Annotated in this window: 20 protein-coding genes, 1 tRNA gene and 1 pseudogene; 7 read left to right on the top strand and 15 right to left on the bottom strand. The window is 68.7% G+C overall.

Features of this window, described 5'->3' with window-relative positions; all coding sequences use genetic code 11:
- Positions 1-12 precede the first annotated feature (12 nt).
- The 7 genes from ACWGO6_RS13360 to ACWGO6_RS13390 form a co-directional block, all read right to left on the bottom strand.
- A complete protein-coding gene (locus ACWGO6_RS13360) occupies positions 13-450 on the bottom strand; it encodes a pilus assembly protein TadG-related protein (protein ID WP_136041710.1) in 438 nt (145 codons plus the stop codon).
- Positions 447-902 (bottom strand): TadE family protein, encoded by a 456-nt coding sequence (locus ACWGO6_RS13365; RefSeq protein WP_136041711.1) that lies wholly within the window; start codon positions 900-902, stop codon positions 447-449. Before ACWGO6_RS13365 ends, ACWGO6_RS13360 begins: the two co-directional genes overlap by 4 nt.
- A complete protein-coding gene (locus tag ACWGO6_RS13370; protein ID WP_136041712.1) occupies positions 871-1,272 on the bottom strand; it encodes a TadE/TadG family type IV pilus assembly protein in 402 nt (133 codons plus the stop codon). The genes ACWGO6_RS13365 and ACWGO6_RS13370 overlap by 32 nt, the downstream gene beginning before the upstream one ends.
- Position 1,273: 1 nt before the next feature.
- Positions 1,274-1,438 carry a hypothetical protein gene (locus ACWGO6_RS13375; protein ID WP_452327004.1) on the bottom strand — a complete coding sequence of 55 codons (165 nt, stop codon included), beginning with the start codon at positions 1,436-1,438 and terminating at the stop codon, positions 1,274-1,276.
- A 94-nt stretch (positions 1,439-1,532) separates the two neighbouring features.
- Complete coding sequence (locus ACWGO6_RS13380; protein ID WP_452326937.1) at positions 1,533-2,471, bottom strand: type II secretion system F family protein; 939 nt, start codon at positions 2,469-2,471, stop codon at positions 1,533-1,535.
- Positions 2,468-3,325, bottom strand: a complete 858-nt coding sequence (locus ACWGO6_RS13385) for a type II secretion system F family protein (protein WP_452326938.1) — start codon at positions 3,323-3,325, stop codon at positions 2,468-2,470. Before ACWGO6_RS13385 ends, ACWGO6_RS13380 begins: the two co-directional genes overlap by 4 nt.
- Positions 3,322-4,464 carry a CpaF family protein gene (locus tag ACWGO6_RS13390; protein WP_452326939.1) on the bottom strand — a complete coding sequence of 381 codons (1,143 nt, stop codon included), beginning with the start codon at positions 4,462-4,464 and terminating at the stop codon, positions 3,322-3,324. The genes ACWGO6_RS13385 and ACWGO6_RS13390 overlap by 4 nt, the downstream gene beginning before the upstream one ends.
- 179 nt (positions 4,465-4,643) lie before the next feature.
- On the opposite strand from ACWGO6_RS13390, the gene ACWGO6_RS13395 reads away from it, so the two are divergent.
- The 3 genes from ACWGO6_RS13395 to ACWGO6_RS13405 all read left to right on the top strand — a co-directional run bounded on the left by ACWGO6_RS13395 (position 4,644) and on the right by ACWGO6_RS13405 (position 5,898).
- Positions 4,644-4,859: a hypothetical protein gene (locus ACWGO6_RS13395; protein WP_452326940.1), complete on the top strand. Its 216-nt coding sequence runs from the start codon at positions 4,644-4,646 to the stop codon at positions 4,857-4,859.
- Between the two features lie 85 nt (positions 4,860-4,944).
- Positions 4,945-5,026: transfer RNA gene (locus tag ACWGO6_RS13400), tRNA-Leu, on the top strand.
- 92 nt (positions 5,027-5,118) lie between these two features.
- A complete protein-coding gene (locus ACWGO6_RS13405; protein WP_168429506.1) occupies positions 5,119-5,898 on the top strand; it encodes a DedA family protein in 780 nt (259 codons plus the stop codon).
- A 34-nt stretch (positions 5,899-5,932) separates the two neighbouring features.
- Here ACWGO6_RS13405 and ku read toward each other — a convergent pair whose 3' ends face one another.
- Positions 5,933-6,742, bottom strand: a complete 810-nt coding sequence (ku, locus tag ACWGO6_RS13410) for a non-homologous end joining protein Ku (RefSeq protein ID WP_452326941.1) — start codon at positions 6,740-6,742, stop codon at positions 5,933-5,935.
- 58 nt (positions 6,743-6,800) lie between these two features.
- Between ku and ligD the strand changes: the two genes are divergently transcribed.
- The gene (gene ligD / locus ACWGO6_RS13415; RefSeq protein ID WP_452326942.1) at positions 6,801-8,765 is read left to right on the top strand and encodes a non-homologous end-joining DNA ligase; all 1,965 of its coding nucleotides are present in this window, start codon (positions 6,801-6,803) and stop codon (positions 8,763-8,765) included.
- Positions 8,766-8,787: 22 nt separating this feature from the next.
- Here ligD and ACWGO6_RS13420 read toward each other — a convergent pair whose 3' ends face one another.
- From ACWGO6_RS13420 to murI, 4 genes are all read right to left on the bottom strand, one after another.
- Positions 8,788-9,708, bottom strand: a complete 921-nt coding sequence (locus tag ACWGO6_RS13420) for a cation diffusion facilitator family transporter (RefSeq protein ID WP_136041558.1) — start codon at positions 9,706-9,708, stop codon at positions 8,788-8,790.
- 106 nt (positions 9,709-9,814) lie between these two features.
- Entirely contained in the window at positions 9,815-10,408 is a 594-nt protein-coding gene (rdgB, locus tag ACWGO6_RS13425; protein ID WP_452326943.1) for an RdgB/HAM1 family non-canonical purine NTP pyrophosphatase, read from the bottom strand.
- Positions 10,409-10,410: 2 nt separating this feature from the next.
- Positions 10,411-11,148 carry a ribonuclease PH gene (rph, locus tag ACWGO6_RS13430; RefSeq protein ID WP_091030304.1) on the bottom strand — a complete coding sequence of 246 codons (738 nt, stop codon included), beginning with the start codon at positions 11,146-11,148 and terminating at the stop codon, positions 10,411-10,413.
- A 52-nt stretch (positions 11,149-11,200) separates the two neighbouring features.
- Positions 11,201-12,031 carry a glutamate racemase gene (gene murI / locus ACWGO6_RS13435; protein ID WP_136041556.1) on the bottom strand — a complete coding sequence of 277 codons (831 nt, stop codon included), beginning with the start codon at positions 12,029-12,031 and terminating at the stop codon, positions 11,201-11,203.
- On the opposite strand from murI, the pseudogene ACWGO6_RS13440 reads away from it, so the two are divergent.
- Positions 12,029-13,420, top strand: a pseudogene (locus ACWGO6_RS13440) (nicotinate phosphoribosyltransferase); the annotation flags it as partial. The gene murI and the pseudogene ACWGO6_RS13440 sit on opposite strands and share 3 nt — an antisense overlap.
- A gap of 2 nt (positions 13,421-13,422) precedes the next feature.
- On the opposite strand, the gene ACWGO6_RS13445 reads toward ACWGO6_RS13440, so the two are convergent.
- From ACWGO6_RS13445 to ACWGO6_RS13455, 3 genes are read right to left on the bottom strand one after another with little or no spacing between them, the layout of a single operon-like run.
- A complete protein-coding gene (locus ACWGO6_RS13445; RefSeq protein ID WP_046013003.1) occupies positions 13,423-13,689 on the bottom strand; it encodes a DUF3039 domain-containing protein in 267 nt (88 codons plus the stop codon).
- 40 nt (positions 13,690-13,729) lie between these two features.
- Positions 13,730-15,295 (bottom strand): hypothetical protein, encoded by a 1,566-nt coding sequence (locus ACWGO6_RS13450; protein WP_452326944.1) that lies wholly within the window; start codon positions 15,293-15,295, stop codon positions 13,730-13,732.
- Positions 15,271-17,055, bottom strand: coding sequence for an ATP-binding cassette domain-containing protein (locus ACWGO6_RS13455; RefSeq protein WP_452326945.1), 1,785 nt, complete (start codon positions 17,053-17,055; stop codon positions 15,271-15,273). Before ACWGO6_RS13455 ends, ACWGO6_RS13450 begins: the two co-directional genes overlap by 25 nt.
- Positions 17,056-17,301: 246 nt before the next feature.
- Between ACWGO6_RS13455 and ACWGO6_RS13460 the strand changes: the two genes are divergently transcribed.
- Both ACWGO6_RS13460 and ACWGO6_RS13465 read left to right on the top strand, forming a co-directional pair.
- Positions 17,302-17,994, top strand: a complete 693-nt coding sequence (locus ACWGO6_RS13460; protein WP_091030288.1) for a phosphocholine cytidylyltransferase family protein — start codon at positions 17,302-17,304, stop codon at positions 17,992-17,994.
- A gap of 80 nt (positions 17,995-18,074) precedes the next feature.
- Positions 18,075-19,073 (top strand): hypothetical protein, encoded by a 999-nt coding sequence (locus ACWGO6_RS13465; protein WP_452326946.1) that lies wholly within the window; start codon positions 18,075-18,077, stop codon positions 19,071-19,073.
- Positions 19,074-19,109: the final 36 nt, after the last annotated feature.

The following is a 19,109-nucleotide window of genomic DNA, read 5'->3' on the forward strand; positions in this document are numbered from 1 at the left end:
TCCGACGCACCCTCAGCGAAGAGCCGTGCGACTCGTGGCGGTCGACTCCAACTCGACGCCCTCACGCATGAACGGGCCGAGCAGCGGGGGACGCCAGTCCGCGACGACGGTGACCTGCGCCGAGACACCATCCGGAGTTCCCGCGGCCACGATCGAGGCAGGACCCGAAATCGACTGCACCAGCGCCGCCGCCTGCTCCTCCACGCCGGCATCGGTCAATTCCGCACGAACGGCGTCGTCGACCGCCACCAGGGTGAACCCGTCAGCCCCGGCGAGCGCGGCGGCATCGGCCAGCGCGTCCAGCCGCTTCTGAGCGAGGTAGAGGTCCGTGGCGCACACGCACACGAAGATCACCGCCAACGCGAGCAGCACGTATCCGAGGGTGAGCAGCAGTGTGGTGCCCTCGTCGTTCCCGAGAGCCTCCCGTGACCCGCGCGCGTCTCTGCTCATGGGGCGCCCCACGATCGCGACACCTTCTGCACAGCCTCCGCCTGCACGGGGATCGCCGTGGAACGCTCGAGACCGAGCACCTCCGGTACCAGTGGGAGCCGTACGCGGGTGCTGACCAGGACGGTGATCGTCGCTCCTGCCGAGGGACACTCAACGCCCGACGGCGTGCACGACAGCGACAGATCGACGGCGTCCGGATCGAGGCCGTACTCGTCGATCACGTCGGCGAGCACGACGTCGCCGCGTGCCGCCGCGGACGCGACATCGGGAGCCTGCGCGATGGCACGGGCGATGTGGCGGGAGGCAGCCTCCGCGCCGAGCATCTGCTCCTGGATGGTGCCGAGTGCGACGACGAGGTAGATCAGCGGCACCAGCAGGATCACACCGACGGTGATGAACTCGAGTGCCGCGGAACCGGCGTCATCGCCCGCCGAACGCCTCCACCGGTGCATGTGCCTCCACCTCCATCGCGAAGGGCACGCCGATCAGCCCGAGCAGAGGAAAGGTCGAGCGCACTCGCACGTCGACGGTCTCCTGACCCCGAGCGCCCGAGGAGCCGATCCGGATGTCCTCGGAATACGACGCGCCGACCGCGCGGGTGATGACTTCCCTCGTGCGCTCGATCCCCTCCTCCTGCGTCGTGTCGGCGAGGGCCGCGTGATACGCACCCTCCACCGCCGCGTCGTGGACGACGTTGCGCACGTAGACCGCGAGTGCGAGCTGGAGGACTCCGAGCGTCAGTGCCGTCAGGAGCGTCCCGACCAGCAGGAACTCGACCGGGCTGGACCCTCGGTCGTCGGCGAGTGACCGCGCGAGGCGCACGTCAGAGCCCGGAGACCCGTTGGATCGCCTGCTCGAACAGCGCGGTCAGTGCGGGGCCGGCGACCGCCCAGATCAGCACGACCAGCCCGGCCGTCATCAATGTCACGAGCACCCACCCGGGTACGTCTCCGGTCTCGTCGCGGGCGAATGCATCGAGACGGCTCACCACAGAGCGCCAAAGGCGTCGACGGGTGCTCTGGCCGCGATGGGTGTCCTGCGGTGGTGCGATCATGGTCGTCCTTTCATAGCCGATCAGCCGATCAGCCGATGCCGAGTCGGAGGATGAACAGTCCCGGATAGACGGCGAACAACACCGACAACGGGAGGATGAGGAAGACGAGCGGCAGCAGCATCAGGATCTCCTTGCGCCCCGCCTGCTCGATCAGCGTTCGCTTCGCATCTTCCCGCGCGTCTCCCGCCTGCGCGTGCAGCACTGCAGCGAGCGGCGCGCCATGTTCGAGGGCGGCGATCACCTGGTCGACGGCGCGCGACAGCGCGCTCAGGTCGAGGCGTCGCGCCATCTCGCTCAGCGCGTCGGACAGCGGCGATCCGGTGCCGACCGCGAGCACCACCCGGCGAAGCTCACCGGTCAGCTCGCCGGAGCCGACTGCGGCCACACGACGCAGAGCATCCAGGAATCCCTCGCCGGCCGACAGGCAGAGGGCCAGGAACTCGAGAGTCGTCGGAAGCTCCTCGGTGAGACGCACGCGGCGCGCCTTGACTCGCGCCGACAGCTGCAGGTCATATGCGGTGGCGGCGGCCGCGCCGCACAGCAATGGCATCACACCGGTGGGAACGGAAAATCGTCCGAGAAGGGCGAGCACGATCAAAACGGCCGCACCCGCACCGATACCGGCGAGCGCCCAGCCCAACTGCCTGCCGCGGAACGTCGCCGGTTCCAAGGTGGCACCCGCTTGGGAGATTCGCTGTCGAAGCGCCTCTCCCCCACCCACCATGCGCGCGAACGCATCTCGCGATCGACCCCACAGCGTTCGGGCGCTCGCGGGCAATGTACCCGCGAGCGGGAGAACTCCCCGCGGAAGGTTCTCATCCGCGACCACGTCACGGATGTAGGGCCCGATCCGCACGCTCAGCGAGGCGGCCCTCCAGCGCGGGAGGGCGGTGAGAATGCTCAGCACACCGGCCGCGAGGGCCCCACCGACGAGCACGGCACCGGCGAGTGCAGAGAACCCGCTCACCCGAACCACCGCCGAGGTTCCGGGAGCCGGCCGATACGGACCATGATCTGGAAGGCGATGACCGAGACCCCCGCGCCCATGCAGATGACGATCACGCCTTCCGGTGTGCCATACGCCGAGGCTCCCTCCGGACGCATGACCAGCAGGCCGAGGATGACCCACGGTGCGATGGCGCCGAGGACCGCCGCGCCACGGATCCATGACTGTCGCGCCTCGACCTCGCCCCGCAGCGCGGCGTCCGCGCGTACGGAGGAGGAGAGCGCTCGAAGCACACCGACCAGTTCGGTGCCGCCGACCTGACGTGCCATCCGCAGGGTCTCGACGATGCGATCGCCGATCGGATCCGCCAAAGACGACTTCAGCCGGTCGAGGCTCGTCTCGAATCGACCACTCGCCTGCAGGTCTCTGGCGAACACCGCGAATGCGGGTCGCAGCATCGACGGCGCGGACTCGGCCAGGCTCGCCACGGCATCGGGGAGCGAGAGTCCGACACGGATCGACGCGATGAGGAGATCGCAGACGTCGGGCCACAACTGCCGACGCAGGCGGCGCAGTCGCAACCGTCGTCCACGCAGGAACATCATCGGCGCCGTCGCTCCGGCCGACGCGGCGAGCAGCACCAGCACCGGCAGCCCGGTCAGCAACCATGCCGTGGAGGCGGCGATGAGCGCGGCGGCGGCGATCACGACGATGACCGCGCGGGACGCCACGTCGTCGTACCCCGCCTCGGCGATCAGCCGGACCAATCGCGCCCTGGGGACCGTCGGGGTGGCATCGGGCCGCGGCGGCCACATCCACGGTGACACGCAGAGGAGGACGCCGGCGGCGAAGACCGCTCCGATCAGGAACGTCACGACGCGACCCCGGCAAGGTACACGCTGTCGGTGAGGATGCGTCCGTTCTCGACATCGCCGGTGGGCGCGACGATCTCGTGCACGCGCCGACCCCCGGCATGGTCGCGAACGCAGTGCACCACGAGATCCACCGATGCCGCGAGCGCGGGTGCGATGAACCCGCGGTCGATGTTGCGTCCGGCCAGCAACGGCAGGATGCTCAGCTTCTCGAGCGCCTCCGTGGCCGAGTTCGCGTGGACGGTGCACGCGCCCGGCACGCCGGTATTGAGCGCGAGCACCAGGTCGAGGGCCTCGGCGTCACGCACCTCGCCGACGACCAGGCGGTCCGGCCGCATACGCAGTGCCTCCTTGACCAGGCGGCGCAGGGTGATCTCTCCCGTGCCTTCCAGGCTGGCCTGACGACCCTGGAGTGCGACGAGGTCCGGGCCGTCGACGGCCAGCTCGAAGGTCTCCTCGACGGTCACGATGCGCTGAGATCCGGCGCACGAGGCCAGCAGCGCACCGAGCACGGTCGTCTTGCCGGCGTGCGTCGCCCCGGAGACGATGACGCTGCGGCCGTCGTTCATCGCGATACGCAGCAGCTCCGCCACGTCGGCGGGCATCATGCCCTGCTGGGTCAACGCCTCGAGCGACCGGTACTTCGGCAGGAACTTGCGGATGTTGACTGCCCAGGAGCCGCGCACGACATCGGCGATGGCCACGTGCAGGCGAGAGCCGTCGGGCAGCGACGCGTCGACGAACGGCTGGCTGATGTCGACGCGTCGTCCGGTGGACTGCAGCATCCGCTCCACCAGGTCGCGCACCGCGATCTCGTCGAGGCGCAGCCGGGTCCGTTCCGCCACGCCTTCCCGTGCCACGTGCACGTGCCCGGTGCCGTTCAGCCAGATCTCCTCGACCTCGGGATCGTCCAGCAGCGGCTGGAGCGCCCCGAATCCGCTCAGGGATGCCAGCACGTCGCGCACACATGCCGCCTCATCCTCGATCAGCGCCTCCCCACGCGCCAGGGCGAGGTCATCATGACGACGCACCTCCGCATGGGTGATCCGCCACGCCGAGTCCGGCTCGACGGTCGGATCGATCCCCTCGGACCGCAGACGCATCCGCACACGTTCGGCGACGAGGGCGGAAGGATGACTCACCCCGGCATCCTCGCAACAATCCGCAACCCGGGTCCGAAGTTATCCACAGTCGTCCTTGGCGGCAGGCGTGGATGACCCGCCTCACCACATCCCTCACCGCAGCGCAAGGGAGCAGACACCGCGGTCGCGCCCTGCTGAACTCGCCTGTGCATGGCGTGATTCAGCGAAAGGACACCGACATGACCGACACCTCCCCCTCCCCGTCGAACCCCGACGAGCCCTCACCGCTCTTCCCCGACGAGCCGCTCGCCCCGAACCCGGAAGAGCCGCTCGCCCCGAACCCGGAGGAGCCATTGGCCCCGAACCCGCAAGAGCCATTGGCGCCGAACCCCCAGGAGCCTCTCGCGCCGAACCCGTCGGAACCCGGTATCCCGCCCTCGACCCCTCAGGCGTAAAGGGAGGGCCGCCGGACGGCAGACGGGAACTGCGGGCTGATCCTCAGATACACCGTTTCGGCGGTCACTAGAATGGTTCCACCGCGCGGGAGTGGTGGAATTGGCAGACACGCAGGATTTAGGTTCCTGTGCCCCAGGGCGTGTGGGTTCAAGTCCCACCTTCCGCACGAGAGACGATGGGCCGTCCTGCGATCGCACGCGTCGCTCAGCTGCACCGCCGACCAATCACGACCGACGGGACTCCCCTGTGCTCGAAACCATGCTGCACGCGCCGACCGCCCTCATCCCCTGGCTCGACCCCGCAACGATCATCGGGACCGCCGGGCCGTGGGCGCTGCTCGTGGTGTGTTTCATCATCTTCGCGGAGACCGGTCTGCTCGTCGGATTCCTGCTGCCAGGAGACACGCTCCTCGTGATCGCGGGACTCCTCTCGCACCCGATCGCAGGCTCGGAGCACGGGGTCTTCGGCATCAGTGTCTGGTGGGTCGCCCTCCTCATCGGTCTCGCCGCGTTCGTCGGTGGGGAGGTCGGATACGTCATCGGCCACAAGGGCGGACCCGCCGTGTTCGAACGCAAGGAGTCCGGCCTCTTCAGCAAGAAGAACGTCGAGCGCACGAACGCCTTCTTCGAGCGTTTCGGCGGCATCACCGTGATCCTCGCGCGCTTCGTGCCGATCGTGCGTACCTTCGCCCCGGTCGCCGCCGGCGTCGGCCACATGCCGTGGCGCAAGTACACCCTCTACAACCTGATCGGTGCGGTCCTGTGGGGATTCGGGCTCACGATGTTCGGCTACCTCATCGGGTTCATCCCCCCGGTCGCCGAGTTCGTCGAGAGCTACATCGACCTCATCCTCCTCGCCGCGGTCGGCGGCACGGCGCTCGTCACTCTGTGGCACTATCTCTCCGAGCGCCACAAGGCGAAGAAGGCGGCAGCGGCCGGTGAAGACGTCGTGACGGATGCCGAAGAGGCACAGGAGCTCGTCCTGGACGCCGACGTGTTCGACCGCGCGCCCGACCTCGACGGCGACGGCAAGCACTGATCTCGATCGGCGCCGCCACCGCGGCGCCGATCTCTCAGCCGGCGTTCTTGGCGCGCTCCTCCTTGGTGCGCGCGACGCTGGCGCGGAGCGCCTCCATCAGGTCGATGACCTCTCCACCCTCGGCGGCCTTCTCGGCCTCGCCGAAGGTCTCGGCCACGTCGAACGTGTCGCCCGCCTCGATCTTCGCGTCGATGAGCGTGCGCAGCTCCTTCTGGTATTCGTCGACGAACTCCTCCGGGTCGAAATCGGCCGAGTAGCTGTCGACGAGGGATGCCGAGAGCTCGAGCTCCTTCTTCGAGATGCGCACGTCCTCGTCCAGCGCGGGGAACTCGGCTTCGCGCACCTCATCGGCCCACAGCAGCGTCTGCAGCACGAGCACCTTCCCCCGCACGCGGAGCGCGGCGAGTCGCGTCTTCTGCCGCAGTGTGAAGCGCACGATCGCGGTGCGGTCGGTCTGCTCCAGGGTCTTGCGCAGCAGCACGTAAGCCTTGGGAGACTTCGAGTCCGGCTCGAGGTAGTACGGCTTGTCGAGCGTGAGCAGATCGACCTGATCCGAGGGGACGAACTCGACCACGTCGATCTCCCGGCTCTTCTCCGCGGGCAGAGCTGCGAGGTCGTCCTTGGTGAGCACGACCGTCTGGCCCTCCTCGACGTAGGCACGGTCGGTGTCGGCGTATGCCACGGTCTCGCCGCACACCTCACAGGTGCGTTGGTAGCGGATGCGCCCGCCGTCCTTCTCGTGCACCTGATGCAGCGGCACGTCGTGGTCCTCGGTCGCGGAGTACACCTTGACCGGCACGTTCACGAGGCCGAAGGTCAGCGCACCCTTCCAGATCGTTCTCATGTGACCAGTGAACACCAGCCGACGCCGTCGCGGCCAGACCCTTGACTACGCTGGCTGCATGGTCGGACAAGGGCAGGTGGTGCAGGTCGACGGTCGTCGTCTGCGCGTCACCAACCTCGACAAGGTCGTGTATCCCGAAACCGGCACCACCAAGGGCGAGATCATCGCTTACTACAGCGCCATCGCCCCACTCCTCCTCCCTCTGCTGGATCGACGTCCGGTGACCCGCAAACGCTGGGTGGAGGGCGTCGGAACGGCGGATGCGCCGGCCGATGCGTTCTTCACGAAGCAGCTCGAACCCGGGGCGCCCGACTGGATCCCCCGTCAGGCCATCCAGCATTCGGACGGCCCGAAGGAGTACCCGCTGGTCGAGGACGTGCCGACTCTCGTGTGGCTCGCACAGGTCGCCGCGATCGAGCTCCACGTGCCGCAGTGGCGCTTCACCGCGGAAGGCCTGCCCGGCCGTCCGGACCGACTCGTCCTCGACCTCGATCCGGGCCCGGGGGTGGAACTCGCGCAGTGCGCCGAGATCGCCCGGTTCGCCCGCGTCATCCTGACCGACATGGGTCTCGATCCGTTCCCCGTCACGAGCGGGAGCAAGGGCATCCACCTCTATGCCGCTCTTCCGGGCGAGCAGACCAGCGACGAGATCTCCGCCGTCGTGAAGGAACTCGCGCGCCTGATCGAGAACGATCACCCCGACCTCGCCACCAGTGTCATGTCGAAGGCGGTGCGCGGGGGCAAGGTCTTCCTCGATTGGAGCCAGAACAACGGCAAGAAGACCACCATCTCGCCGTACTCGCTCCGTGGTCGCGCACGCCCCTGGGTCGCCGCCCCTCGAACGTGGGAGGAGCTCGATGACCCGTCACTGGCGCAGCTCGATATCGACCAGGTCCTGGCCAGAGCCGCCTCAGGTACCGACCCCCTTTCGAGTCTTCGACCCCTGGCCGGCGGATCCACGCCGACGCCGCCCGCGGCGACGACGTCGCCCCGTCGGCCGTCACGCCATCCGCGCGGCGGCCCCGCACCGGCGGTCGACAGCACCGCCGCGACCCTCGCACCGATGCTCGCGGAGAACGGCACCCCCGGCGTCGCCCGCGCACTGAGCGACCCCTCGTGGGTCGAGGTGAAGTGGGACGGCATCCGCGCGATGGGCACCTGGCACGACGGCCGGATGCTGCTGCACGCGCGTCGCGGCACGGATATCACGGCCCGCTACCCAGAGCTGACAGCCGACGGAGCACCGTTCCTCCCGATCACGGATGCCGTTGTCGACGGGGAGATCGTGGCGTTCGACGCCCACGGGCGGCCGAGCTTCTCGCTGCTCCAGAACCGGATGCACCTCACACGACCGCGCGAGATCGAGCGCGAGGTCATCCGCACGCCGATCGTCTATATGCTGTTCGATCTGCTGCGCCTCGACGGCCATGACCTCACGGGTATGCCGCTGCGCGAGCGGCGCACGCTGCTCGAGGACGTGATCGCCGACCTCGATGCTCCGGTCCAGCTCCCGCCGGTCTTCGACGACGTCGATGCGGCCCTGGCTGCGAGCCGGGAATTCGGGCTCGAGGGGGTCGTGGTCAAGGATCCGCAGTCCCGCTACCGCCCGGGGCAGCGGAGCCCCTCCTGGCTGAAGCTCAAGCACACGCGGATGCAGGAGGCCGTGATCGTGGGCATCCGCCCGGGAAAGGGTGATCGGGAGAGCACCCTGGGCTCGCTCCTGCTCGCGGTGCCCGATGCCACCGGCGGATCGACGCAGCTCCGCTACGTCGGCCGCGTCGGCTCCGGATTCACAGACCGCATCCTGCGCGACCTCCTCGCTCGCCTCGAGCCTCTGCGAGTGAAAACAGCTCCCCTCGACGGCGTCCCGACCCCGGATGCTTCCGACGCGCTCTGGGTGCGTCCCGAGCTCGTCGGCGAAGTGGAGTTCGCGAACTGGACCCCGGACGGAGTGCTACGACACGCGCGGTGGCGCGGGCTGCGCCCGGACAAGGAGCCGGACGACATCGTCGTGGAGCTCTGACCTCGGCGCTCGTCGAGCCTGCTCAGGCGTGATGCGGCTCGCAGTCCGACTGCTCGGCCGGCTCGATCTGGAAGGTCGAGTGCTCGACATCGAAATGATCCGCGAGACACGCCTGCATCTCGGAGAGCAGCCGCGTCGATCGTCCGTCGGCGAACAACTGCGGATCGACGCTCACGTGAGCCGTGAAGACGGGCGCCCCTCGGGTCAGCTGCCAGACGTGCACGTCATGCACCCCGACGACACCCGTGTACCCGAGCAGGTGAGTCCGGATGTCGCTGACGGTCGTCCCCTTCGGCGCGGACTCGGCGAGGACCGAGAAGACTTCGCGCAGGAGCGTGATGGCCCGCGGGATGATCATCGCCGCGATGAAGAGCGATGCGATGGCATCCGCCGGCATCCATCCGGTGAGGAGGATGACGATCGCCGCGACGATGACGGCCGCGGATCCGATCAGGTCGCCCATCACCTCGAGATAGGCGCCGCGCACGTTGATGCTCGTCCGCTGCGCGCGGCTCAGCAACCACATCGAGATCGCGTTCGCGAACAGGCCCACCACGGCGACGACCAGCATGAGCCCCCCGGCCACCTCGGCCTCTCCCGGGTTCACGAGGCGACCGATGCCCTCGACGGCGACCCAGGCGGCCAGGGCGATCAGGATCAGGGCGTTGATCAGCGCCCCGAACACCTCGGCACGCTGATAGCCGAAGGTGCGCCGGTCGTCGGCCGGACGCGCCGCCACCGTCGCCGCGATCAGCGCGATCACGAGAGCAGACGCATCCGTGAACATATGGGCGGCGTCCGCGAGCAGCGCCAGCGATCCGGTCAGAACTGCGCCGACGACCTGCACGACCATCACGGTCGCGGTGAGCGACAGCGAGATCGTCAGCAGGCGTCGGCTGCCGGCTGAGCGGATGCCGCCGGCGGCGGGTGCGTGATCGTGCATGCCCCCAGGCTAGACCGGGAAACCGGGCCGGAAGCCCGGTTCCGGCTAGTCGGGAAGGGTAACGATTCTCACCGTCATCTGCGATTCAGCGACGAACTCTCCGAGGTCAGAGTGCGCCGAGGAGCGGGAGCAGCTCAGCGAACGCACGAGCGCGGTGCGACTGCGACTGCTTCTCCTCCGCGGAGAAATCGCCCACGGTCCGCTCCTGCCCCTCCGGCTGGCCGTCCGGGATGAAGATCGGGTCGTAGCCGAACCCGCCGCCCCCGGAAGCCGACTGCGCAAGCCGCCCCGGCCACCGCCCCTCCACGACGTGCTCGCGCCCATCCGGCAGCACGAGGGCGATCGTTGAGGTGAAGTGGGCGGCCCGGTGCGGATCGGCGATGTCGCGCAGCTGATCGAGCAGGAGCTCGAGGTTCGCCGAAGCATCCTTCTTCTGTCCGGCCCAGTAGGCGGAGAAGACGCCGGGCGAGCCGCCGAGCACGTCGACGCAGATCCCGGAGTCGTCCGCCAGGGCCGCGAGTCCGGTATGCGCCGCAGCAGCGCGCGCCTTGATGAGCGCGTTCTCGGCGAACGTGACCCCGTCTTCGACCGGCTCAGGGCCGTCATAGCCGACGACCTCGAGATCAGGACGCGCCTGGGCCACGATCTGCTGGAACTCCGCGACCTTGTGCGCGTTGTGGGTCGCGAGGACGACCTGCATCGTCACTCCCCCGCCAGCGCGGCGAGCTGCTTGCCCTTCAGGTCCTCGCAGCCGGCCACACCGAGCTCGAGCAGCGCATCGAGTTCGCGCTTGTCGAACGGTGCGCCCTCCGCAGTGCCCTGCACCTCGACGAAGAGCCCGCGACCTGTGACGACGACGTTCATGTCGGTCTCGGCCCGGACATCCTCGGTGTATGCCAGATCGAGCATGGGCTCGCCGTCGATGATCCCCACCGACACGGCGGCCACGGAGTCGAGCAGCGGCGTGGAGTTCTTGCCGATGAACTTCTTCTCGCGACCCCACTCGATCGCGTCGGCCAGGGCCACATAGGCACCCGTGATGGCCGCGGTTCGCGTGCCACCGTCTGCCTGCAGCACATCGCAGTCGATCACGATCGTGTTCTCTCCGAGCGCCTTCGTATCGACGACGGCGCGCAGCGCACGACCGATGAGGCGGGAGATCTCGTGGGTGCGACCGCCGATGCGGCCCTTGACGCTCTCGCGGTCGTTGCGGCTGTTCGTGGCGCGAGGAAGCATCGAGTACTCCGCCGTCACCCATCCCTTGCCCTTGCCGGTCAGCCAGCGCGGCACCCCGTTGGTGAAGGACGCCGTGCACAGCACCTTCGTGCCGCCGAAGCTGATCAGCGCGGACCCCTCGGCGTGCGCGCTCCAGTTGCGCTCGATGGTGATCTCTCGCAGCTGATCGGTGGAACGGCCGTCGACGCGGACGATTTCGGACATGTGCTTCTCTCGGTCGGGGTGGGACGAATCGACGGACGATTCGAGGAGGGGCTTACTCGGAGGCGATGTGAGGAAGAGCGATGACTCCGGTCTGCACGAGCTGCACGTCCCGCACCTCGCGGCCCATCAGTCGGTTGGCCAATGCCGTGAATTCATCGGCCGAGGCACCGGTGGCCTCATAGACATAGGTCGCTGCCGCATCGGGCGACGCCAGGAGGTCGCCTCTGACCAGCTGGCGGTAGACATCGCCGGCGGTCTCGTCGTCGCTGGAGACGAGGGTGACGCCCTCGCCCATGACGTAACTGATGGCACCACGCAGGAAGGGATAGTGCGTGCATCCGAGCACGAGGGTGTCGACCTCCGCGTTCCGCAGCGGCGCGAGGTACTCCTCCGCGACCGCGAGAACCTCGGGTGTGCCGGTGATCCCCGCTTCGACGAACTCGACGAACCGCGGACAGGCCGCCGTGAAGACCTGCAGCCTCTCATTCACCTCGAGCATGTCCTGATAGGCGCGGGACCCGATGGTGCCCACCGTGCCGATCACGCCGACCCGTCCGTTGCGCGTCGTGGACACGGCTCGGCGCACGGCGGGTCCGATGACCTCGACGACGGGGATGTCGTAGCGCTCGCGAGCGTCACGGAGCATGGCGGCCGACGCCGTGTTGCACGCGATCACGAGCATCTTGACGCCCTGGTCGACCAGGGTGTCGAGCACCTCGAGGGAGTAGCGGCGGACGTCCGCGATCGGCTTGGGCCCATACGGGGAGTGTGCGGTGTCGCCGATGTAGACGAACGACTCTCGGGGCAGCTGGGCGCGGATGGCCCGCGCCACCGTGAGCCCGCCGACACCGGAGTCGAAGATCCCGATCGGCGCGTCGTTCATGACTCCCCAGCCTACCCGCGTGCGACGCGTCGCGCGCATCAGCGCGCTCAGTATGCTGAGCGCATGACCACGTCGACGGCGCTGCTCACCGACCGTTACGAGCTGACGATGCTCGCCGCTTCCCTCCGGGACGGGACCGCCTTCCGCCCGAGCGTCTTCGAGCTGTTCTCCCGTCGATTGTCCGGAGGTCGTCGATTCGGCGTCGTGGCCGGCACCGGCCGTCTTCTCGGACTGCTGCGCGACTTCCGTTTCGGCGAGGAGGAGCTCCGCTTCCTCCGCGACGCGCAGGTCGTGGACGCAGCGTCGATGAAGTACCTCGAGGACTACCGTTTCACCGGCACGATCCGTGGCTACCGCGAGGGCGAGCTCTACTTCCCCGGCTCCCCCATCCTCACCGTCGAGGGAACGTTCGCCGATGCGGTGGTCCTGGAGACCCTGGCGCTCAGCGTGCTCAACCACGACTCGGCCGTCGCGACCGCCGCCGCGCGGATGAGCATCGCGGCGGGCGAGCGTCCGCTGGCGGAGATGGGTTCACGACGTGCGGCTGAGCGCTCGGCCGTGGCCGCCGCCCGCGCCGCCTACATCGCAGGGTTCGGCGCGACGAGCAACCTCGAAGCCGGCAGAAGTTGGGGCATCCCCACGATGGGCACGGCCGCCCACTCGTGGACGCTGCTGCACGACACCGAGGAGGAGGCGTTCCGCGCCCAGGTGGAGAGCATGGGCACCGACACCACGCTGCTCGTCGACACCTACGACATCCGCACCGGCGTCGAGACGGCGATCCGCGTCGCCGGCACCCGTCTCGGGGGTGTGCGGATCGATTCCGGCGACCTTCCGATCGTCGCCGCGGATGTGCGCGCGCAGTTGGATGAGCTCGGGGCCGCCGACACGCGCATCACCGTGACCAGCGACCTCGATGAGTACGCCATCGCGGCACTCGCCGCGTCGCCGGTCGATGCCTACGGTGTCGGCACTTCCGTGGTGACCGGATCCGGCTACCCCACCGCGAGCATGGTCTACAAGCTCGTGGCCCGTCAGGATGGCGCCGGCTCGTGGATCGGCGTCGCGAAGGCATCTGCCGACAAGGCGTCGTACGGCGGCCGCAAAGCCGCGTTCCGCACGCTCGTCGACGGGGTGGCGACCGCCGAGACCGTCGTCGTCTCCGACGGCTTCGAGGAGCTCGACACTCCGGATGAGCACCCGGATGGTCGCCCGCTCCAGGTGACCTTCGTCGAAGCCGGTGATATCGACACCGCCCACGAGGGATCCGAGGGGACGGCGTCCGCACGGGCGCATCACCTGCGCGTGCGCGAGGAACTTCCGGTGCGCGCTCTCGCGCTCAGCAAGTCCGACCCGGCGATTCCCACCGTGTACGTCGAAGCCGACTGACGTCAGCTGATCATCGACTCGTAGATCTCCTTGCACGTGGGGCAGATCGGGAACTTCTCCGGGTCGCGACCCGGCGTCCACTTCTTGCCACACAGTGCGCGTACCGGCTTCCCGGTGATCGCGGATTCGAGGATCTTGTCCTTCTTCACGTAATGCGAGAAGCGCTCGTGGTCGCCCGGTTCGAGATTCTCCTCGCGGAGGAGCTCTTCCAGTTCGCGATCAAGCGTTGCCACGCCGCCCTGATCGGGGCTGTCCAGCGGAGTACTCATCCCGTGAGTCTAGCGGCGTCGACAGCGCTGCGGGCGGTGGTCACGCGGTCTCGACGAACTCCATCAGCCGCTCGCCGCTGCGCTCGAAGATGCGTCCGCCGATGACCGCTCCGGCCGCCAGCACGGCGAGCCCGACGAGAAGCCCGACCCAGAACGTCGCCGGTGCATAGGCGGAGCCCTCGAGGAGGGTGGCCGCGAACAGCCAGATCGTGGGGATGCTGACCACGATCGCTCCGAGGAAAGCCGCCGCCGGTCCGTACGTGCCCCGGGAGGTGGGCCGCTGCGGCTGCTGGAAGGGACTGTCGCCGGGACGGGAGACCGCATACGGGGCCACGACCGACACGATGCTGGAGATGCCGAGAGCCGAGAACAGGAGGCTCGCCGCCAGGCCGCCGAGCGGCAGCAGGAGACTCCAGTCGCCGACCAGGAGGAGTGACAGCGGTGTGGCGATCGCGAGGACCGGCACCGCCACCAGCAGCACCGGGATCAGGCGACCGAGGCGATCGGGAAGTCCGCGCACGCCGCTCGCCACATGGGTCCACAGGGCCGTCGAGTCGTAGGCGACGTCGTTGTGCGGTAACCAGCCGAAGAACAGTGCCATCACCGGGACGGGAACCAGCGCGGCGACCTCGACCGGTACTCCGGCGACGATGAGCGGCAGCACCGTCAGCACCCCGGCGACCGGGACGACGATGAGGTTCATGATGTATCGGCGGTCCCGGAGCCAGTAGACGAGACTCCGGGCGGCGATCGCGCCGAACGCGTTGGACGGCAGCAGACCGAACCAGCCGAGCCCGGTGCGCTCGCGCGCGGCGACCGGGCGTTCGGTCGTCGTGAGCAGCCGACGTACGAGCCATGACCACGCGAACCAGAGCAGGCCGACGGTGACGACCGCGACGATGCCGCTGACCCATGCCGTCGCCGTCTCCCCCGCGGCCGACGAGAAGAGGAAGGCGGGCGAAGCTGCGAACGGACTGAAGCCGAGCACGGTCGACAAGGTCGCGAGCGAGTGGGGCACGAGGCCGTCCCACCGCAAGGATCCGAAGAACACGGCGACCGGGAAGGCGATGACGAGCAGCGCGAGAGCGAACAGCGCGGTGAGCTCGCGAGAGCGGCGCTCCGGCAGCAGGAGGGCGTTGAGCGCCATGCCGATCCGCGAGATGAGCACGGTCGTGACGACGCCGAGAAGGGTCATCAGAACGGCGACGGGCCACGGCGTCCCCGCCCCGATCGCGACGATGCAGACGCTGATGTAGACGGCGAGCAGCGCCAAGCTGGGGACGCTGACGAAAGCAGCCAGGAGGAGCACCCACGGCATCTGGCGTTCGTCCACGCCGAAGACGGCGAACCGTCGGGGGTCCAGCTGGTCGATCGCGCCGACGAGGATCGGTCCCACGAGGAAGCCGAGGAGCAGGGCGGCACCACCGAGGACGGTGACCGCGCGTGCGACCGGAACTGGTGCATCCGCGAGGCTGAACACCGCGAAGCAGACGACGACGGTGACGGCGACGACCGCTGCGAGCAGAACGAGCATCCGAACCCGACGGTCGCTGCGCAGCGCTCCGATGAGGAGCGCGAATCTCAGTCGGAGAACGTGTGCAGCCACTCGAGCCCCTCCACCTCTCCGCTGGAACCCGCGAGTTCCACGAAGCGCGCTTCGAGGGTCTGCCCTGCGCGCACCTCGTCGATCGTTCCCTCTGCGAGGACCTCACCGTTGACGATGATGGCCACGCGCGAGCAGACGCGCTCGACCAGGTCCATGCCGTGGCTGGAGAGGATGACGGTGCCACCGTGCGAGACATAGGCGCGCAGGATGTCCAGGATCACGGCGGATGAGACCGGATCGACCGATTCGAACGGCTCGTCGAGCACGAGGACGCGCGGCGAGTGGATCATGGCCCCGGCGAGCATGATCTTCTTCGTCATGCCTGCCGAGTAGTCCGACACCACCCGACTGAGCGCATCACCGAGATCGAAGGCACGAGCGAGGTCCGCCGCACGCTTCTCGATGACGTCGGCCGTGAGCCCCCGCAGCAGCCCGTAGTAGTAGAGGAGCTGACGGCCGGTGAGCCGGTCGAACGTGCGCAGCCGATCAGGCAGGACGCCCATCATGCGCTTCGCTGCCTGGGGCTTCACCGCCTGATCGATACCGCAGATCACGACGCTGCCCTCATCGGCTCGCAGCAGACCGGCGACGATCGAGAGCGTGGTGGTCTTGCCTGCACCGTTGGGCCCGACGACCCCATAGAACGATCCGGCAGGGACGGTCAGGTCGATCCCGGCGACGGCTCGATTGTCGCCGAACTGCTTCACGAGGCCGCGGATGCTGATGGCCTCGCCGCCCGATGCGCTGTCGATCGCGCCGACGGCGTCCGACGCCGCATCGTCGGAATCGACAGCGGCTTCGACGACCTCGACCGACGTCACTTCCTGAGCGGGTTCGGCCTCGACGGCGACGGTCGCCACGGTGGCGTCGTCATCGACGGTCACTGCGGGCGCGTCGGCCTCACCGAGCTTCGGGGACACGGAGGCGTTCTCGACCGCAGGGTCGGACGCCACGGGCGGCATCTCGGCGACGGCCGGCGATGCCTCGACGACGGGGGCCGCAGGGGTGACGGCACTCGTCTCGACAACGACCGCCTGCTCGGCCGCAGCCTTGTCCGCCACAGCTTGCTCGGCCGCTGCCTTGTCTGCCGCAGCCTGCTCGGCCGCTGCCTTGTCCGCCACAGCCTGCTCGGCCGCCGCCTTTGCCGCAGCCGCCTTCGCGGCGGCTGTCTTGGCTGCTGCCGTCTTCGCTGCCGCCGTCTTCGCGGTCGTCGACCGGGCTGTGGACTTGGCTGCGGCCGTCTTCGCCGCCGCGGTCTTGGCTGCCGCAGTCTTCGCCGCCGCGGTCTTGGCCGCCGCGGTCTTGGCTGCCGCCGTCTTCGCCGCGGTCGTCTTCGCCGCGGCCGTCGTCGAAGTCGGCGCTTTCGCCGCGGAGGCCCGTGCGGCGGTGTTCTTCGCTGCAGCAGTGCGAGCCGCCGCCGGGACCCGCTTCGGAGCCGTTTTCGCTGTCGCCCCGTCGAGCATCGCGTTCTTCAGAGGCTCGACGATGACGTCAGCGGTCGGCGCCGCCTTCTCCGCGGCGGACTTCGTGGTCGTCTTCGCGATCGGCTTCTTCGGAGCGGCACGCTTCGCGGGGGCAGGCTTCGCCGGAGCGCGCTTCCCCGCGGCGGCCGTCTTCGCGGCGGCCGTCTTCGCGGCAGTCGTCTTCGCGGCAGTCGTCTTCGCGGCAGTCGTCTTCGGCGCAGGCTTCGTCGATGCCTTCGGCAGCGCGGTTTCGGTATCGTCCACCTCGGCGGCGCGGTCGTCAGGGGAGGAAGTCACCGTCCTACGGTATCAATGGGGAGCCGCATGCCAAGGCCGCCGCGCAACATTCACCGCTGAACCCTCAGATCGGCCACAATGGGCCGGAGGGCGAGCCTGTGCGTCCGGTGTGTACTCGATCACGAAATGACAACGGGAGGGTCCCCGACCCGGGGCTTCCCAGGCTGCCTCGCTACCATGAACTCGGCACGACGAAGTGTCTGGTCGGTGAATCGACCGTGAACACAACTTCCTTTAGGAGCACTCGTGACTCTTCAGACCGTCATCCTCGCCGCCGGCATGGGCTCGCGCCTCGGCCGCGCGCTGCCGAAGCCGCTCACCGAACTGAGCGACGGCCGCACGATCATGGGCCAGCAGCACGACAACATCCGCGCCGCCTTCGGCTCGGACGCGCGCATCACCACGGTGGTCGGCTACCGCGCCGAGACCATCATCGACGCCTTCCCCGCAGTCAACTACGTCCACAACGAGCGGTACGACGAGACCAACACGTCGAAGAGCCTGCTGCGCGCCCTCGGCGCGACCGGCAAGGGCGGCGTGCTGTGGATGAACGGCGACGTGGTGTTCGACCCGATGATCCTCGGACGCGCGGCCGCCTACATCGAGCGTGACCAGTCGTTCGTCACCGTCAACACCTCCAAGGTCAGCGATGAAGAGGTGAAGTACACGGTCACCGCCGAGGGCTTCATCAACGAGCTGTCCAAGACCGTCAAGGGCGGTCTCGGTGAGGCCGTGGGCATCAACTACATCTCGTCCACGCACAAGAAGGCGTTCATGCGCCAGCTGCAGCGCGTCGAGGACCAGGACTACTTCGAGCGGGGCCTCGAGCTCGCCATCGCCGAGGACGGCCTGCTGCTCGAGCCGATGGACGTCTCCGACCTGTACGCGGTCGAGGTCGACTTCGCCGAAGACCTGGAGCGGGCGAACCTCTTCGTCTGATCTCTCATCACGAAAGCCCGGTCCCTTCCGAGGGACCGGGCTTTCGGCGTTTTCGCGGCCGGGCTTCGTAGGATCACTGCATGGCCCCCAAGGTGCACAAGATCCACTCCCTGCCGGATGACGCCCCGTGGGATAAGGGCGTGCCGCCCACCGGTTCCCCGGAGCATCCGATGATGGTGCGCGGACTCGACCGCGTGCTGTCGATCCAGCGACCCCTCGTCCTGGCCCACATCCGCAGCATCCGCCTGCGCAATCCCCACGCATCGCCCGCCGAGATCATCCGCATCCTCGAGCGGCGCTACCTCGCAGCCGTGACCACGGGCGGCGCGGCGGTGGGCGCGACCGCCGTCGTCCCCGGCATCGGCACGGGCGTCACGCTCGCGCTCTCCGGAGTGGAGACCGTGGGCTTCGTGGAGTCGACCGCGCTCTTCGCGCAGTCCGTCGCAGAGGTGCACGGCATCGCGGTCGCGAACCCCGATCGCGCACGCGCGCTCGTGATGACGCTCATGCTGGGCAAGGAGGGCGTCGACCTCGTCGGACAGCTGGCAGGGCAGACAGCCGGACGCGGCGGAAGCAGATCGTCCTACTGGGGCGAGCTGGTCACGAAGTCCCTCCCCCGCGCCGCCGTCGGACCTCTGGTCGACCAGCTGAAGAGTATGTTCGTGAAGCAGTTCGCGGCCAAGGGCGGGGCCTCGGTCATCGGCAAGGCGCTGCCGTTCGGCATCGGCGCCGCGATCGGAGGCGCCGGAAACCACATCCTGGGTCGTCGCGTGCTGACCACATCGCACAAGGCGTTCGGGGCCGCACCGATCGATCTCCCCCAGGAACTCGAGCCCGTCGTCGGCGCGGAGAAACTCGAACTGCGGATGCTGCGCGGCGCGCGCTACGCCGGCTCCGCGGTGGCGGGCGCCGCCGGGACGACCGTACGCGGTGTCGAGTGGGTCGGTCGCAAGGCGCTCTCCCTCGGACGCACCCCGAAGACGGACCCCGCCCTGGAACAGGAGGAGTCCGGGAGCACGAGTGTCCCCGCTCCGCCGGAAGCGGCCTCGTCTTCCGAATCGAACGAGGCGCCGCACTGAAGTCCGCGCGCTCATCGCCAAAGGATCGGCCGCCCC

The sequence above is a fragment of the Microbacterium sp. NPDC055665 genome, from assembly GCF_053618035.1.